This is a genomic window from Aeromonas sp. R1-2 (assembly GCF_040908505.1).
GTDB classification, from domain to species: Bacteria; Pseudomonadota; Gammaproteobacteria; order Enterobacterales; family Aeromonadaceae; genus Aeromonas; species Aeromonas veronii.
On the sequence record NZ_JBFODU010000018.1, the window covers coordinates 25,826 to 40,807 of the forward strand.

The 14,982-nt window shown below is 61.2% G+C and carries 15 protein-coding genes; 10 read left to right on the forward strand and 5 right to left on the reverse strand.

Annotated elements, in window-relative coordinates:
* Positions 1-70 precede the first annotated feature (70 nt).
* From AB5Y76_RS06810 to AB5Y76_RS06830, 5 genes are all read left to right on the forward strand, one after another.
* Entirely contained in the window at positions 71-1,225 is a 1,155-nt protein-coding gene (locus AB5Y76_RS06810; protein WP_005339596.1) for a GGDEF domain-containing protein, read from the forward strand.
* Positions 1,226-1,255: 30 nt separating this feature from the next.
* Complete coding sequence (locus AB5Y76_RS06815) at positions 1,256-1,519, forward strand: YihD family protein (RefSeq protein WP_005339598.1); 264 nt, start codon at positions 1,256-1,258, stop codon at positions 1,517-1,519.
* Positions 1,520-1,674: 155 nt separating this feature from the next.
* A complete protein-coding gene (gene ccoG / locus AB5Y76_RS06820) occupies positions 1,675-3,126 on the forward strand; it encodes a cytochrome c oxidase accessory protein CcoG (protein ID WP_005356121.1) in 1,452 nt (483 codons plus the stop codon).
* 74 nt (positions 3,127-3,200) lie between these two features.
* Entirely contained in the window at positions 3,201-4,190 is a 990-nt protein-coding gene (locus AB5Y76_RS06825) for a serine/threonine protein kinase (RefSeq protein ID WP_069529748.1), read from the forward strand.
* Positions 4,191-4,327: 137 nt separating this feature from the next.
* Positions 4,328-4,936, forward strand: a complete 609-nt coding sequence (locus AB5Y76_RS06830) for a thiol:disulfide interchange protein DsbA/DsbL (protein WP_005339604.1) — start codon at positions 4,328-4,330, stop codon at positions 4,934-4,936.
* 72 nt (positions 4,937-5,008) lie between these two features.
* Here AB5Y76_RS06830 and pncB read toward each other — a convergent pair whose 3' ends face one another.
* Positions 5,009-6,187: a nicotinate phosphoribosyltransferase gene (pncB, locus tag AB5Y76_RS06835; protein WP_263717862.1), complete on the reverse strand. Its 1,179-nt coding sequence runs from the start codon at positions 6,185-6,187 to the stop codon at positions 5,009-5,011.
* A 101-nt stretch (positions 6,188-6,288) separates the two neighbouring features.
* Positions 6,289-6,924: a nicotinamidase gene (locus AB5Y76_RS06840; protein ID WP_042055347.1), complete on the reverse strand. Its 636-nt coding sequence runs from the start codon at positions 6,922-6,924 to the stop codon at positions 6,289-6,291.
* Positions 6,925-6,998: 74 nt separating this feature from the next.
* Here AB5Y76_RS06840 and AB5Y76_RS06845 point away from each other — a divergent pair, with 74 nt between their 5' ends.
* Both AB5Y76_RS06845 and AB5Y76_RS06850 read left to right on the forward strand, forming a co-directional pair.
* Positions 6,999-7,649, forward strand: a complete 651-nt coding sequence (locus AB5Y76_RS06845) for a DNA mismatch repair protein MutT (RefSeq protein WP_005339607.1) — start codon at positions 6,999-7,001, stop codon at positions 7,647-7,649.
* Complete coding sequence (locus tag AB5Y76_RS06850) at positions 7,646-8,149, forward strand: DUF523 domain-containing protein (protein WP_263717860.1); 504 nt, start codon at positions 7,646-7,648, stop codon at positions 8,147-8,149. The genes AB5Y76_RS06845 and AB5Y76_RS06850 overlap by 4 nt, the downstream gene beginning before the upstream one ends.
* Here the strand turns inward: AB5Y76_RS06850 and AB5Y76_RS06855 are convergent.
* The 3 genes from AB5Y76_RS06855 to AB5Y76_RS06865 form a co-directional block, all read right to left on the reverse strand.
* The gene (locus tag AB5Y76_RS06855; RefSeq protein WP_263717859.1) at positions 8,074-9,039 is read right to left on the reverse strand and encodes an acyltransferase; all 966 of its coding nucleotides are present in this window, start codon (positions 9,037-9,039) and stop codon (positions 8,074-8,076) included. The genes AB5Y76_RS06850 and AB5Y76_RS06855 overlap by 76 nt on opposite strands.
* A 6-nt stretch (positions 9,040-9,045) precedes the next feature.
* Positions 9,046-9,945 carry an acyltransferase gene (locus tag AB5Y76_RS06860; RefSeq protein ID WP_005339610.1) on the reverse strand — a complete coding sequence of 300 codons (900 nt, stop codon included), beginning with the start codon at positions 9,943-9,945 and terminating at the stop codon, positions 9,046-9,048.
* Between the two features lie 126 nt (positions 9,946-10,071).
* Positions 10,072-11,586, reverse strand: coding sequence for a YifB family Mg chelatase-like AAA ATPase (locus AB5Y76_RS06865; protein ID WP_263717858.1), 1,515 nt, complete (start codon positions 11,584-11,586; stop codon positions 10,072-10,074).
* 384 nt (positions 11,587-11,970) lie between these two features.
* Here AB5Y76_RS06865 and ilvG point away from each other — a divergent pair, with 384 nt between their 5' ends.
* Genes ilvG through AB5Y76_RS06880 form a run of 3 tightly spaced genes read left to right on the forward strand, consistent with a single transcriptional unit; the run spans position 11,971 to position 14,849 of the window.
* Positions 11,971-13,617, forward strand: a complete 1,647-nt coding sequence (gene ilvG / locus AB5Y76_RS06870; protein WP_263717857.1) for an acetolactate synthase 2 catalytic subunit — start codon at positions 11,971-11,973, stop codon at positions 13,615-13,617.
* Positions 13,614-13,892 (forward strand): acetolactate synthase 2 small subunit, encoded by a 279-nt coding sequence (ilvM, locus tag AB5Y76_RS06875; protein WP_005342011.1) that lies wholly within the window; start codon positions 13,614-13,616, stop codon positions 13,890-13,892. Before ilvG ends, ilvM begins: the two co-directional genes overlap by 4 nt.
* Positions 13,893-13,904: 12 nt before the next feature.
* Positions 13,905-14,849: a branched-chain amino acid transaminase gene (locus AB5Y76_RS06880; RefSeq protein WP_064338981.1), complete on the forward strand. Its 945-nt coding sequence runs from the start codon at positions 13,905-13,907 to the stop codon at positions 14,847-14,849.
* The last annotated feature ends 133 nt before the right edge of the window (positions 14,850-14,982 follow it).

Sequence of the window (14,982 nt, forward strand, 5' to 3'; positions counted from 1 at the left end):
AAGCGGCGCTTTATTGTTGCGGGTCAGGGGGTAATGGTAGACTGCTCGGCTCTTGTACAGGAGTACTCAGTTGACCCAGAGTGTGACACGCCAGGTTAAGCAGGCCATTATGGCCCAGCTCTATACCCATGCATCGTTCAGTCTCCCCTGTTTGGGCGTGTTGGCATTTGGCTGGAGTCTACTGTTTCACGACTATCTACCCGCCATCGAAGCGCTCGGTTGGCTGGCAGGCACTTTCCTGTGGCTGCTGGGTCGGGGCTGGCACCTGCGCTGGCGCCGAGCCCGCCTGCACCAGACGCCGTTGCCGGTGCTGGAGCGGGAGCTCTTTATCGGAGCCACCATCACCTCCATCATCTGGGCCCTCGGGGTGCTGCTCTACATGGACAAGTTGCCCGATACCTATCGGGCCGCCATGATGATGCTCTCCAGCCTCATTCTTACCGGCAGCGCCATCATGCTGTTTGGCAGCCGCCGTACCCTCTATGGTTCCGCCCTGCCGCTGGGCATGGCGATGCTGTTCGAGCTGGGCAATGGCAACGAGCAGGAGCGGATCGTCTCCTGCATGCTGGCGGGCTATCTGTTTGTCTTTCTGCCGACCCTGTTGCGCCGGATGCGGCGGGATCAGATCGCCTCGCTCCACCACCGTTTCTCCAACGCCGAGCTGGTGGCCGAACTGAAGGCTGTCTCCGAGCATTTGCGTCTCACCTCCCGCCTCGACGGCCTGACCGGCATCGCCAACCGCGCCCATCTCGACGACTCTCTGGAGCGGGCCTGGCGGCGCTGCCATCGCGCCCGGGCGCCGTTGTCGCTGGTGCTGGTGGATGTGGATTACTTCAAGCAGTTCAACGATCTCTACGGCCATCAGCTGGGGGATGACTGCCTGCAACAGGTGGCGGGGCTGCTGGCCGAGGTGGAGCGGCGCGAGGACGATCTGGCGGCCCGTTACGGGGGCGAAGAGTTCGCCTTGCTGCTGCCCTGCACCGGCATGCAGGGGGCGTTGCAGGTGGCGGACAATGTGCGGCAGGCGCTCAAGGAGCTGGCCATCCCGCACCAGAAGTCACTGGTCTCCGGTCGGGTCACATGTAGTTTTGGTGTTGCGACACTGATACCGGACAACAGCATGAAAATCGCCGATTTGATCCAAAAAGCGGATGCAGCACTCTATCAGGCCAAGCATAATGGGCGGGATCGAATCGAAGTAGCCTTGATGGGTAAGGTTGCCTGAATTTAACGTGACAGATTAAAGAGGTTGTCTATGCAATGTCATCGTATCGAAGAGCTGCTGGAGTTGTTGCAGCCTGCCTGGATCAAGGAACAGGATCTCAGCCTGGTGCAGTTTGTTGCCAAACTGGCCCAAGAAGCGGGATTTGAAGGGCCTCTGTCCGAGCTGACCGACGACATGCTGATCTATCACCTCAAGATGCGGGAATCCGACAAGCAGGCGATGATCCCCGGTCTGGCCAAGGATCATGTGCCCGATTTCAAAGAGGCGCTGCTCAAGGCTCGCGGAATCAAGTGAATCTTTAGCGGAAGCGCATCACCTCGTGGTGATGCGCTTTTTTGTTGCCGAAAATTGCGATCCAACCCCAATATTAGATACATCTAATCCACACAATTAGCATGCTGTTTAAGATATAATCCGCTCCATAACAAATAAGGGAGCGATGTCTTGCAATGGCCGACCACGATAAAATCGATATCAAGGACGTCACCGACAAGGGCGTAACCGGGACCTTCAACCCCAATACGTTCAAAGCCAGCGACGACAGATTCAATCCGGGCAACCGCATCTATGTGCGGGCCCAGAAAGGGTATTGGCAGCGGATGCGCAAGGCCATGGGCTGGTTCTTTGTGGCGCTGTTCGTGCTGCTGCCCTGGCTGCGTTACGACGGGCGACAGGCGGTGCTGTTCGACCTCGGTCACCAGCAGTTCCATATCTTTGGCGCCACCATCTGGCCGCAGGATCTGACCCTGCTCGCCTGGCTCTTCATGATCGCCGCCTTCGGACTCTTCTTTATTACCACCTTCCTCGGTCGGGTCTGGTGTGGCTATCTCTGCCCGCAGACGGTCTGGACCTTCATGTTCATCTGGTTTGAAGAGAAGCTGGAAGGGCCCGCCAACAAGCGGCGCAAGCTGGACGAGGCGCCCTGGAGCGGCGAGAAGCTGGCCCGCAAGGGGGCCAAGCATCTGGCCTGGCTGGCGATCTCACTGGTGACCGGCCTGACCTTCGTCGCCTACTTCCAGGATGTAACTGAACTGGTGCCGGACCTCTTCACCCTGCAGGCCAGCGGTTGGGTGCTGTTCTGGGTGCTCTTCTTCACCATCATCACCTACGGCAATGCAGGCTGGATGCGTGCCATCATGTGTATCCACATGTGCCCCTATGCCCGTTTCCAGTCCGCCATGTTCGACAAGGACACCTTCATCGTCGGCTATGACACCAAGCGTGGCGAGACCCGTGGCGCCCGCTCCCGCAAGGCGGATCCCAAGGCGATGGGGCTGGGCGACTGTATCGACTGCGATCTCTGCGTGCAGGTTTGCCCGACCGGTATCGACATCCGCGATGGCCTGCAGTACGAGTGCATCAACTGCGGCGCCTGCGTCGATGCCTGTGACCAGACCATGGAGCGGATGGGCTACCCGAAAGGGCTCATCAGCTACACCACCGAGCACAAGCTGGCCAACGACTCCACTCATGTGGCGCGGCCCAAGCTGATTGGTTACGGGCTGGTGATGGCAGTGATGCTGGGGGTCTTTGTCTACAACGCCATGTCCATCATGCCGATGGGGCTCGATATCCTGCGGGATCGCAACCAGTTGTTCCGCGAAAATAGCGAGGGGCTTATCGAGAACACCTACACCCTCAAGATCCTCAACAAGACCCTGCAGTCCCAGACCTACCAGCTGGATGTGGAGGGCTTGCCCGAGTATCAGTGGTTCGGCCCCCGTGAAGTGACCCTGAAGGCGGGCGAGATCTACACCCTGCCGGTCAGTCTGGCGGTCGATCCCTACAACCTGAAACGGCCGGCGCTGGATATCCAGTTCGTGCTGAAACGGGAGGGGGCGGCGCCCGATGACAGCAAGGGCAACCTGCGCCAGGGCAGCAAGTTTATCAGCCGGTTGTAACGGTCTGGCCTACCGCCATGCACGGCAATGGCGGGCAGTAGTGATAGAATGGGGCGCAACGGCGCCCCTTTCTTATGGTGGATGACATGCGTTTCAACTATTCCGATCTCAATCCCGACCTCATCATGGATGCGCTCGATCTCAGTGGCCTGCGGCTCGACTCCGGCCTTATCGAGCTCAACAGCTACGAAAACCGGGTCTACCAGTTTCAGGATGAGGATCGTCGCCGCTATGTGGTGAAGTTCTACCGTCCCGGCCGCTGGAGCCGGGCCCAGATCCTCGAGGAGCACGAGTTTGCCACCCGCCTTGCAGAGGCGGAGATCCCGGTCGCCGCACCGCTCGCCTTCGAGGGCGAGACCCTGCTGGAGCACGAGGGCTACCCCTTTGCCATCTGGCAGAGCGTCGGTGGCCGCCAGTTCGAGGTGGATAATCTCGACCAGCTTGAGTGGGTGGGGCGTTTCCTCGGTCGCATTCATCAGATCGGCGCCAGCAAGCCGTTTCATCATCGGGTGCGGCTCGATGTGGAGAGCATGCTGCACGAACCGCGTCAGCTGCTGGCGTCTGGCGAGTGGCTGCCAAGCGGGCTGGCGAAGCAATTCTTCGGGGTGCTGGACGAGCTGATTAAACATGTCAGCGATGCCATGACCCTGGATGTGGCGCAGATCTCCCTGCATGGCGATTGCCACCCGGGCAACATCCTGTGGCGCGATGGCCCCATGTTTGTCGACCTCGATGATTGCCGCACCGGCCCCGCGATTCAGGATCTCTGGATGCTGCTGAGCGGCGAGCGCCACGAGCAGCAGATCCAGCTCGACACCCTGCTGGCGGGCTACGAGGAGTTTATGGAGTTCGACTCTCGGGAGTTGGCGCTGATCGAGCCGCTGCGGGCGATGCGCATCGTTCACTACATGGCGTGGCTGGCACGGCGCTGGGAAGATCCCGCCTTCCCCCGTCACTTCCCCTGGTTCAATACCGATCACTACTGGCGTCAACAGATAGCGACACTGCACGATCAGCTGGAGGCACTCAAGGCGCCACCGTTGAGCCTGATGCCAAACTGGTGAAATAGAAGGGATCTTGCGCGGCAAGGGGGACTCGATCTCCGGCCCTGACCATTGACGTCAGCATGGCGAAACAATAGGCTTGGCACTGCTTCGGTTCGCCGGGCGTGCCTCACAGTGATCCCTTAACAGGAAACATCATGAAAAAAGTTCTATTTTTCCTTGCTGCCATGCTGATGATCCCCATGGTTCACGCCGCCCCCGAGTTCAAGGAAGGCGTCAACTACGATGTGGTCAAACAGACTGGCAGTGCTCAGCCGGAAGTGATGGAGTTTTTCTCCTACTACTGCCCGCACTGCGCTACCTTCGAACCGATCGTTGAACAGTTGAAGGCCGGGTTGCCAGAGGGTGTGCCCCTCAAGAAGAACCCGGTTGCTTTCCTCGGTCGCGAGATGGGCCCCGAGATGCAGCGTGCCTACGCTGTTGCCAGCCTGCTCAATGCCGAAGCCAAGCTGACTCCGGCCATCTTCACCAAGATCCACACCCAGCGTCAGCCGCCGATGAGCCGTGACGATGTGAAGAAGATCTTCGTGGACAACGGCGTACCGGCTGAAGAGTTCGATGGTGCCGTCGACAGCTTCGCCGTCTCCGGCATGGTCTCCCAGTTCGATCGCAACACCGAGAGCTACAACATTCGCGGTGTACCGGCCTTCCTGGTGAACGGCAAGTACATGGTGAAGATTGAATCCATCACCTCTCAAGAGCAGTTCAACAAGCTGGTGCAGTTCCTGCTGGCCAAGAAAGACTGATACCCCTTGAGTCGATAAAAAAGCCCGCCGGTGCGAACCGGCGGGCTTTTTGTTTTCTGGTGTTCGGGAAGATCAGACCCCGACGTGGAACGCCTGTTTGAGGTTGCGGATAAACTCCGCATCCCGACAGAGGGTCTTGCCCGGGCTGTCGGAGATCTTGGCAACCGGGCCGCCATTGCACTCGATCAGCTTGAAGACGATGTTCATAGGGCTGACACCGGGCAGATCGCAGGTGAGCTTGGTGCCGATGCCGAAGCTGGTATTGATGCGGCCACGGAAGTGGCGGAACAGCTGCACCGCCTTGTCGAGGTTGAGCCCGTCGGAGAAGACCAGGGTCTTTTCGGTGGGGTCGATGCCGAGGCGCTGATAGTGGCTGATCGCCTTCTCGCCCCACACCACGGGATCGCCGGAGTCGTGACGCAAGCCCTGATAGCTGCTGGCCAGCTCGAAGTCGAAGTCGCGCAGGAAGGCATCCATGGTGATGCAGTCGGTCAGGGCGATGCCGAGATGGTCGGTGAACTCGTCCAGCCAGCTGGTGAGGGCGGCGCGTTGGCTGTGCTCCAGCGGGAAGCCGAGCTGCTGGTGCGCCTGGAACCACTCATGGGCCTGAGTGCCGACCGCGGGCAGCTTGTACTTCTGGGCCAGCATGTAGTTGCTGGTGCCGCGAAACGCCGGCAGCCGCTCCTTGAGGCGACCCACTACCGCATCCTGTACCGCATGGGAGAAGCGGCGGCGGGTGCCGAAGTCGATGAGGTTGAACTCGCTCATCTCGTCGCTGCTCAGCTCCCGTTCCAGCTTGTCGATCTTCTGATCGAGCCGCTCCAGCGCGTGGCGGACGCCGAACTGGGGATAGCGGAAGCGGTTGCGCATCTCGCTGATGATGGCGAGCACCGGGATCTCCCACAGGATCACATCCTGCCAGGGGCCCTCGACCCGCACATTGATGCGGCCATCCTGCTCGAACACTTTAAGCAGCGAGGCGTCGAGCGGCTTGCGGCGCAGGTGGTCGAGGTAGTCAGGAGTGAAGAAGGGACGCTCGGCCAGAAAATCGAGCTCTGGCCTGGTCAGTCGCAGGGAGCCGGCGAGGCGCAGTTGCTCTTCGATCTGCCCCATCATGGGCAGCAGATCCTCTTCATTGCGGCTGTGAAACTCGGCCACCACCTCGGCATCCGGATAGCGATGGAACACCGCCTGCTGCATATGCAGCTTGTAGGCGTCGGTGTCGAGCAGGCTGGTGAGGATTGGAGGCATATCAGGCTCCTCGCAGACTGGTGAGCACGATGGTGCTCCCCTGCCGCATATGTAACGTGCAGGCATCGGTGTCGAGCAGGCTGGTAAGAATCGGTGGCATATCAGGCGTCCAGCAGGCGTTGTACATCGATCAGGGTCTGGGCCAGTTCGGCGCCAGCCTCGATCATCTGGGTGTGGGCGCTGGCAACCGTCTCGGGGGCGATGCCACGGCAGGCATCGAGATGGACGATTACCCGGAAACCGGCGCGGCGCAGTTGCAGCACGCTGGTTTTGACACAGTAGTCGGTGGCAAGGCCGCCGACCAGTACGGTATCGACCTTGCGGGCTTGCAGAAATTCGATGAGTCCGGTGCTGCGCCGTTCAGCCAGGTCGTGGAAGCAGGTGCCGTAGGGATGCAGATCAGGCTCGACCCCCTTCCAGACGAAGAAGTCATAGTCGATGGGAGCGGGCAGGCCGTCGAGCAGCTCGAAGCCCTTGCTGCCCGGTACGCAGTGCACCGGCCAGGTGAGGTCGGCGTTGGGCAGATCCAGCGGCAACAGCATACCGGCAGGGTCAGAGACGGCCCAGTCGGCATTGGCGGGGTGAGAGTCCTTGCTGCCGATCCGCAGCGTGGCGAGGGTGGCCTGAGCGTTGAGCGCAGCCACAATATCATCACCGCCCGCAACGGGCAGTTCGTTCGGGCAGAGGGGGGTAAAGCCCTTCTGCGCATCAATATCCAGGCTGGCGACGGTTCCCATGATTGGCTCCTGCACATACTATTCGTGTGATATTATCTACCAAACATTAATGGAAGGCGAGCAGGGCGATCGGCATGCTGAGAATGAGTCTGGATATGGTGGTGCTGCGGTTGCATGAGGAGCGGCTCGAGCTGCTGCTCGAGACCCGCGATCGCCCCCCCTTTGCCCACTGCTGGCAACTGCCGGCGCTGCGCATCGACGAGACCCGGGATCGGGATCTGGATGCCGCCCAGCGCCGTCTGCTGGCGGAGTGGGGGCTCGGTCACTGCTACAGTGAGCAGGTCTGCACTCTCGGCAATCTGGAACGGGATCCCCGCGGCTGGTCCACGACCCTGGTCTATCTCTGTCTGGTGGATCCGGAAGTGGAAGCGATCCACGGCTGCTGGCATCCGCTCGCCAACCTGCCGGGGCTGAGCCTCGCCTTCGACCATGTCCAGCTTATCGCCAAGGGGCTGGAGCGGCTGCGGATCAAGAGCCGCTACAGCACCCTGCCGCTGCAACTGCTGGGGCCCGAGTTCACCCTCTCCGAGGTGCAACGCGCCTTCGAAATCATCCTGCAGACCCCCATGAATACGGCGGCATTTCGCAAGCGGATCCATCGCGCCGACATTCTGGTAGACACCGGCCGCAAGCGCACCGGCAAACAGCGTCCTGCCATCCTCTACCGGCTGGAGAGCCCCTGCTGCGTGATGTTCGATCAAGTGATGCACGGAGCGGAGGCGTGAGTGCGAATCCTGTTCGTGTGCTGGTCAGCGCGTGTTTGCTGGGTCAGCCGGTGCGTTACGACGGTCAGAGCAAGGGGATCGTCAGCGACTGGCTGAGTGCGCTGGGTGCCGAGGGGCGGGCGCTGGCCTTCTGCCCCGAAGTGGCGGGCGGTCTGCCGACCCCGCGTCCTCCTGCCGAGCGGCAGGGCGAGCGTGTAGTGACGGCGAGCGGGCTGGATGTGACTGAAGAGTTTGATCGCGGCGCCGAGCTGGCGTTGGCTATTTGTCAGGCGCAGGGCATTCGCTTTGCGCTGCTGAAAGAGGGGAGCCCCTCATGTGGCAGCGGCCGTATCTATAACGGCCGCTTTGAGGGTATTTCTGTGGCGGGCGAGGGCAAGACCACCGCCCTGCTGCGCCGCCACGGGATTGCTGTCTTTTCCGAAGATCAGTTGGCCGAGTTGGCTTCTGCGCTCTCTTTGGATTCCTCCCCGGATTTGGCGGCAACCGGCAGCGGCGCCTGACCGCTCTGCCACCCCTCCAGCACCTCGTCCTTCTCCTGCCAGCGCTGGTTTAGCCACTCCTGAAAACCGCGCTTGAACTGCTTGTCGTTGAAGTAATCCCCAATCAGCGCCTCATCCACCGGCAGCTCCTCGATCCGCACCTGAATGCGTTCTACCCGCCCCATCAGGAAGTCCTTGAACGGGGTCTCGGCGTTGTCCGGATAGCGGATGGTGACGTTGATCAGGCTGTCGAACTGCTCGCCCATGGCCGCCAGTGTAAAGGCCAGTCCTGCCGCCTTGGGCGGCATCAGGTGACGATAGCGGGAGCGGGCCGCATCCCGTTTCTGCTCGGTGAAGCGGGTCCCTTCCACGAAGTTGATGACGGTAGTAGGGATGTGGCGAAACTTCTCGCAGGCGTTGCGGGTGGTCTCGATATCCTTGCCGCGCAGGTGCGGATTTCTTAACAGAAATTCTCGCGAATAGCGGCGCATAAAGGGCATATCGAGCCCCCAGCAGGCGAGCCCCAGCAGCGGGATGTAGATCAGCTCGTGCTTCATGAAGAACTTGGGCACCGGCAGCCGGTCGCGGAACAGGTGGCCGAGCACCACGATATCGGTCCAGCTCATGTGGTTGCTGATGATGAGATACCAGCCATCCTTGCGCAGCTTGGTATTGTCCTCCACCTGCCAGTCAATACGGGTGGTGAGGCGGATCACCAGCGCATTGCAGGCCAGCCACAGTCTCATGAAGCGGTTGTTGAGGCGGCTGCAGGCGCGGCCAAAGGCCGGGATCGGCAGTACTAGTTTGGCCAGCGACACCAGCAGGATCAGGCTGGCGCACAAGGCGGTGAAAAGGATGGTTAGGCCCGCGCTGATGATCAGCACCAGCGGGCCGGGAAGCAGGGATAGCATGAATGTTTACTGCGCCTTGGTTGCCAGCAGTTGGCTCAGGGTCTGGTCCTTTTCGTGCCAGATCCCGTTCAACCACTGTTGAAACTCTTGTTGGAACTCGGGGTCATTGAAGTAATCCCCCACCAGCTTGCGGTCGATCGGCAAATAGCGGACCTGAACCTTGATTTGCCCGACCCGGCCACACATGAAGTCCCAGTAGCTGGGAATGCCGTCCGGATAGGCGATGGTGACATCCACCAGTTGATGCAACTGGTCACCCATGGCTGCCAGGGTAAAGGCGATGCCGCCTGCTTTCGGGTGGAGCAGGTGACGATAGGGCGAACCCTGCTTCTGATGTTTGCCCTTGGTGAAGCGGGTGCCTTCGACGAAGTTCATCACACTCACCGGAATGTGGCGGAACCTGGCACAGGCTTTACGGGTTGTTTCAATGTCTTTTCCCTTCAGATGGGGATGCTTTTCCAGAAATTTCCTGGAATATCGCCGCATGAAGGGGAAGTCGAGCGCCCACCATGCCAGACCGAGAAAAGGTACCCAAATCAGCTCTTTCTTGAGGAAAAACTTCAGGAAGGGGATTTTTTGGTTAAAAACCCGCTGCAGTACCAGTATGTCGACCCAGGATTGATGGTTGGCAATCACCATATACCACTCATTCCGGCGCCCTTTGTCCACTCCGACCACCTCGAAAGGGGTTTTGATGATGGTTTTCTGGATCAGATTGTTGAAACCGATCCAGCAGCTGGCACAGCCATCGAGCAGCCAGTTGCAGAGGGTGCGCCACCCCTTGAGGGGGAGCAGGAGCTTGAGCAGACCCAGCGAGAAGATGGGGACAAACCAGAAGAGGGTGTTGAAAAAATAGAGCAGGGTGGAGAGACTGCCGCGCAGTCGCTCTGTCAGCTTGTTGGGCATGAGTCGGGTCCGTCTTGCTGTCGATAAAGGGCCATCAAGTGGTCAGATCTGTGGCCATAATATCAGCCGATTGCCCGTGAGACCATTCAGAGCCGTTACGGGGTTGGACTCACCCTTTCCCTTCTGTCAGCTGCTGCGCAATCGCGACAGCAGCCTGTCCATGGCGCGATAACCGAGCGCCTCAATAAGATGCTCCTTGCCGATGGCGGATTGCCCGGCCAGATCGGCGATGGTGCGTGACACCCGCAAAATGCGGTGCCAGGCCCGGATGCTGAGCCCCAGCTTCTGGATGGCATTCTCCAAAAATTCGGCATCTTGCGGTGATAGTCGGCAAATATCCTCAATCTCGCGGCTATTCAGCAGATTGTTGAGCTTGCCGTTGCGACTCAGCATGCGCTCCCGTGCCGCCAGTACCCGATCGCGGATCTGTTGACTAGACTCCCCCCGCTCCGCCTTGCCGGTAAGGCTCCCCTTGGGCAGCAGCGGCACCTCAACTGTCAGGTCGAAGCGGTCGAGAAAGGGGCCGGAGAGTTTGCCGAGGTAGCGCAGGATCTGATCCGGGCTGGAGCGGGTCTGGCCATCGCCATAGTGGCCGCAGGGGCTAGGATTCATTGCGCCCACCAGCTGGAAGCGGGCGGGGAAATCCACCTGACGGGCGGCCCGGCTGATTGTGATGTGGCCCGTCTCCAGCGGCTCGCGCAGGGAGTCGAGCACCTTGCGCTCGAACTCGGGCAGCTCGTCAAGAAACAGCACCCCGTTGTGGGCCAGCGAAATTTCGCCGGGCCGCGGGTGGCTGCCACCGCCCACCAGCGCCACCGCTGAGGCACTGTGGTGGGGCGTGCGATAGGGTCTGTGGTGCCAGTGGCCGGCGCGCGGGGTGAGGCCGCCGATGGAGTGGATGGCGGCGGTCTGCTGCGCTTCCTGCTCGCTGAGCGGTGGCAGAATGCCGGGCAGACGGCTGGCCAGCATGCTCTTGCCGGTGCCAGGTGGGCCGATGAACAGCAGGTTGTGGCTGCCGGCGGCGGCGATCTCCAGCGCCCTCTTGGCCTGTGACTGGCCGATCACATCCTGCAGATCCGGTACATCGGGCAGGCTCTCCGCGTTTTGGGGATCCGGCAGCGGCAGTTCGTACTGGCCCGCCAGCCAAGCTGTGACGGCCAGCAACTGGTGGGCGGTACGCACCTCGGCATCCTGAATGAGGGAAGCTTCGGGGCCGTTCTCCCGCGGTACCAGCAGGGTGCGCCCTGCATCCCGGCAGGCGAGTACGGCAGGCAGTACCCCGAGCACGGGACGAATTTCGCCGGTCAGGGCCAACTCCCCCAAAAATTCGTGATCGAGCAGGTATTTTGCGGGTATCTGCTTGGAAGCGGCGAGAATGCCGATGGCGATGGCCAGATCGAAGCGGCCCCCCTCCTTGGGCAGATCGGCGGGGGCCAGATTGACCGTGATGTGTTTGCTCGGGAACTCGAAATTGCCGTTGAGCAGGGCGCTGCGCACCCGATCCCGCGACTCCTTCACCGAGGTTTCTGGCAGGCCGACCATGTTGAAGGCGGGCAGGCCGTTGGAGAGGTGAACTTCCACTGTAACTTGCGGGGCCGCGATCCCGAGGCTGGCACGGCTATAAACCACAGCTAATGACATAAATCCCGTCCTTGAGTTGATATATGTTCTGACTAACTGCTTGTTGTTGGTTTTTTATTCCAGAGTTCCGGCTGGGGAATAGCCAAAATCAGTGGGTTGTCACAGAAAAAAGGCTTGCCCAATAAAAATCACCGTGCTAGTTCTAATAGCCATTCGCGGTAGAAACCGCCCCAATTTCACAGGATTTCCGGTTGTAACTATGAACATGGCCTCCCGTTTCGTCAGCATTATTGTGGTCCTAGTGGTGATTATTATCTCACCGCTCGGGGCTCGTTTAGCTGCACGGAACAAGGGATAGACCCACCACCGGACAGAACGAAACAAGCGACCCCCGAGCCTCACAGCTCGGGGGTTTTTTTTCGACCAAAGGACAGGATTTTCCACATGAACGGCGCGCAGTTTTTGGTACAGGCTCTCAAGAAACAGGGTGTGACCCAGGTGTTTGGTTACCCGGGCGGGGCCATCATGCCGGTCTACGATGCCCTGTATGACGGTGGTCTGGCCCATCAGCTCTGCCGCCACGAGCAGGGTGCCGCCATGGCGGCGGTGGGCTACGCCCGCGCCTCCGGTCAGGTGGGGGTCTGCATCGCCACCTCCGGCCCCGGAGCTACCAATCTGGTAACCGGTCTGGCGGAGGCGCTGCTCGACTCGGTGCCGCTGGTGGCCATCAGCGGTCAGGTGCCCTGTTCCGCCATCGGCACCGATGCGTTTCAGGAGGTCGACGTGCTCGGCATGTCCCTCTCCTGTACCAAGCACTCCTTCATGGTGATCGATGCCGCCGATCTGGGGCGGGTGCTGGCAGAAGCTTTCGCCATCGCCACCGAAGGTCGCCCCGGCCCTGTGCTGATCGATCTCCCCAAGGATGTGCAGTTGGCCGCCGTGCCTGCCCAGAGCCCGCTGTTTGCAGTGGAAGAGTCGGAGGTGCTCAACCCCTCGGATCTGGCCGCGGCCCGCACCCTGCTGGCTGCCGCCGAGCGCCCGGTGCTCTACGTCGGTGGCGGAGTGGGCATGGCCAATGCCGAGCAGCAGTTGCGCGACTTTGCTGCCGCAACCGGCATGCCAGCGGTCACCACCCTCAAGGGGATTGGCGCGCTCGACCCCGACAGCGCCGTTTACCTCGGCATGCTCGGCATGCACGGTACCAAGGCGGCCAACTATGCGGTGCAGCAGTGCGATCTGCTGCTGGTGGTGGGTGCCCGTTTCGACGACAGGGTGACCGGCAAGCTGGAGGAGTTCGCCCCCGAGGCCAAGGTGATCCATCTCGATGTGGATGCCGCCGAGTTCGGCAAGCGCCGCGCCGCCGAGGTGGGGATCACCGCGGATCTCAAACAGGTGCTGCCGCGCCTCGCCATGACTCTCGACATCGCCCCCTGGCGTGAACACTGCGCCGCCATGGCCCGCGAATATGCATTTCGCTACGACCACCCGGGTCAGGCCATCTACGCCCCGGCTCTGCTCAAGCAGCTCTCTGCCCGGCTGCCGGAGAGCAGCGTGGTGGCCTGCGATGTGGGTCAGCACCAGATGTGGGTGGCCCAGCACATGCGCTTCACCAGCCCGCGCAACCACCTCTCCAGCGCCGGTCTGGGTACCATGGGCTTTGGTCTGCCCGCCGCCATCGGGGCCAAGATGTCGCGCCCGGAGGATGAAGTGGTGCTGGTGAGCGGTGACGGCTCTTTCATGATGAATGTGCAGGAGCTTGGCACCATCCGCCGCGCCCAGCTCAAGGTGAAGATGGTGCTGCTGGATAACCAGCGCCTCGGCATGGTGCGCCAGTGGCAGGAGCTGTTCTTCGACGGTCGCTACAGCGAGACCATCCTCTCCGACAACCCCGATTTCGTCGCCCTGGCTGCCGCTTTCGGCATTCCGGGCGAGACCATCACATGCAAGGAGCAGATAGCCGGTGCCCTCGATCGCCTGCTGGCAAGCGAGAGTGCCTACCTGCTGCATGTGGCTATTTCAGAGGAAGAAAACGTCTGGCCCCTGGTTCCGCCGGGAGTCGCTAACCACCAGATGATGGAGCAACGCCCATGAACCCGCACACCCTTGCCCAGCCAGCATTTGCACAGCACACCCTGCATATCCACGCCCAGCCCAGACCCGAAGTGATGGAGCGGGTGCTGCGGGTGGTGCGCCACCGCGGCTTCAATCTGTGCGCCCTCAACATGGAGCAGGATTGCCAACAGCTGCGGATCACGGTTACTGTCGAGTCGGTACGTCCCATCCAGCAGTTGTGGAGCCAGCTGGTGAAGCTGGTGGACGTCTCCCGGGTCGATGCACTGGAACAGCAACCCCGGATCAGAGCTTAAGGAGCCAAGCCAATGTCACAGCCTTCCCAATCAGCCACTCACCCCCAATACATCTGGTTCAACGGCAAACTGGTGCCCTGGCAGGATGCCCAGGTGCACGTCATGAGCCACGCCCTGCACTACGGCTCCTCGGTGTTCGAGGGTGTGCGCGCCTACGACACCCCCAAGGGCACCTGCATCTTCCGTCTGCAGGAGCACACCCGCCGCCTGTTCGACTCCGCCAAGATCTACTGGATGGACGTCCCCTACAGCGAGGCCGAAGTGAATGAAGCCTGTCGCACCGTGGTGCGCGAGAACGGCCTGAAGAGCGGCTACCTGCGCCCGCTGGCCTTTGTCGGCAACGTGGGGCTGGGGCTGCATCCACCGCTGGATGCCAAGGCCGACCTGATGGTGGCCGCCCTGCCGTGGGGCGCCTATCTGGGGGAAGAGGGGCTGAAAAACGGGGTGGATGTGTGCGTCACCTCGTGGAACCGACTCGCTCCCAACACCATTCCCACCGGCGCCAAGGCGGGCGGCAACTATTTGTCATCCCAGCTGATCAGCCGCGAGGCCAAGCGCAACGGCTTCGCCGAGGGGCTGGCGCTGGATGTGAACGGCTACCTGAGCGAAGGGGCGGGGGAGAACCTGTTTCTGGTGAAGAACGGCGTACTGTTCACCCCGCCTGCCACCGCTGCCATCCTGCCCGGCATCACCCGCGATACCATCATGACGCTGGCCCGCGATCTCGGTTATGAGGTGCGCGAGCAGGCACTGCCCCGTGAGGCGCTCTATGTGGCAGACGAAATCTTCATGACCGGCACCGCCGCCGAGGTGACCCCGGTGCGCTCCGTCGATCGGATGAAGGTGGGCGCTGGCAGCCGTGGCCCGGTGACCGAGCAGCTGCAAAACGCCTTCTTCGGCCTGTTTAACGGCCAGACCGAGGACAAGTGGGGCTGGCTGACGCCCGTCAACGACTGATGAGAGAGGGGAGGCGCTGTGCCTCCCCGAGTCGCTTCCGGTGAGAACTTCCCAGAGGAGTCTTCACCAGGGTCGATTCCGATCCACTCGTATCATCACCGCATAACGCATCGAGCCCATATGGGCATTCAGG

Bases quoted from the DNA above. Each gene is read 5' to 3' on its own strand.
- AB5Y76_RS06815 (WP_005339598.1), top strand. From the start codon at position 1,256: ATGCAATGTCATCGTATCGAAGAGCTGCTGGAGTTGTTGCAGCCTGCC.
- ccoG (WP_005356121.1), top strand. From the start codon at position 1,675: ATGGCCGACCACGATAAAATCGATATCAAGGACGTCACCGACAAGGGC.
- AB5Y76_RS06825 (WP_069529748.1), top strand. From the start codon at position 3,201: ATGGTGGATGACATGCGTTTCAACTATTCCGATCTCAATCCCGACCTC.
- AB5Y76_RS06830 (WP_005339604.1), top strand. From the start codon at position 4,328: ATGAAAAAAGTTCTATTTTTCCTTGCTGCCATGCTGATGATCCCCATG.
- pncB (WP_263717862.1), bottom strand. From the start codon at position 6,187: ATGCCTCCAATCCTCACCAGCCTGCTCGACACCGACGCCTACAAGCTG.
- AB5Y76_RS06840 (WP_042055347.1), bottom strand. From the start codon at position 6,924: ATGGGAACCGTCGCCAGCCTGGATATTGATGCGCAGAAGGGCTTTACC.
- AB5Y76_RS06845 (WP_005339607.1), top strand. From the start codon at position 6,999: ATGCTGAGAATGAGTCTGGATATGGTGGTGCTGCGGTTGCATGAGGAG.
- AB5Y76_RS06855 (WP_263717859.1), bottom strand. From the start codon at position 9,039: ATGCTATCCCTGCTTCCCGGCCCGCTGGTGCTGATCATCAGCGCGGGC.
- AB5Y76_RS06860 (WP_005339610.1), bottom strand. From the start codon at position 9,945: ATGCCCAACAAGCTGACAGAGCGACTGCGCGGCAGTCTCTCCACCCTG.
- AB5Y76_RS06865 (WP_263717858.1), bottom strand. From the start codon at position 11,586: ATGTCATTAGCTGTGGTTTATAGCCGTGCCAGCCTCGGGATCGCGGCC.
- ilvG (WP_263717857.1), top strand. From the start codon at position 11,971: ATGAACGGCGCGCAGTTTTTGGTACAGGCTCTCAAGAAACAGGGTGTG.
- ilvM (WP_005342011.1), top strand. From the start codon at position 13,614: ATGAACCCGCACACCCTTGCCCAGCCAGCATTTGCACAGCACACCCTG.
- AB5Y76_RS06880 (WP_064338981.1), top strand. From the start codon at position 13,905: ATGTCACAGCCTTCCCAATCAGCCACTCACCCCCAATACATCTGGTTC.